The following is a 686-nucleotide window of genomic DNA, read 5'->3' on the forward strand; positions in this document are numbered from 1 at the left end:
CCATAGGCGGCACCGCGTTCCCAGAAATCGGGGCTCTTGGTGGCGCGTTTGACAGAGGTCCCCATGGCGTATTGGTTATTTTCGATCACAAACACCACTGGCAGCTGCCAAAGCTCGGCCATGTTATAGGTTTCGGCAACCTGTCCCTGGTTCGCGGCGCCATCGCCGAAATAGGTGAAGGTGACGCGGTCGTTTCCTTTATACTTGTCCGCAAAGGCCAGCCCGGCGCCAATCGGCACCTGAGCGCCCACGATGCCGTGGCCGCCGTAAAAGTGCTTCTCCTTCGAGAACATGTGCATCGAGCCGCCTTTCCCCTTGGAATAGCCGCCCTCGCGCCCGGTCAGTTCTGCCATAACGCCGTCGGGGTTCATGCCGCAGGCCAGCATGTGGCCGTGGTCGCGGTAGGAGGTTACGCGCTTGTCGCCTTCCTCAGTCGCCGCCTCAAGGCCAACAACAACAGCCTCTTGTCCGATATAGAGGTGGCAGAACCCGCCAATCAAACCCATCCCATACAGCTGACCGGCCTTTTCCTCGAATCGGCGGATCAGGAGCATTTCGCGGTAGTAGGTTTTCAGCTCTTCCGCAGAAACATTTGGTTTCTTTGTGGTTTTTCGCGCAGCCATCGTGGCGATCTCCCCCTTCCGGACAGATAGTTTAGCGTTAAACTATTTCATAGAGTATTTGAG

The 686-nt window shown here is 57.0% G+C and carries 1 protein-coding gene; it reads right to left on the reverse strand.

Annotated features, from left to right (window positions below):
• On the reverse strand, positions 1 to 623 hold a 623-nt coding region (locus tag ACRZ95_RS23115; RefSeq protein WP_480555735.1), incomplete at its 3' end, for a thiamine pyrophosphate-dependent enzyme.
• Positions 624 to 686: the final 63 nt, after the last annotated feature.

Source organism: Ruegeria sp. AI3 (genome assembly GCF_056541245.1).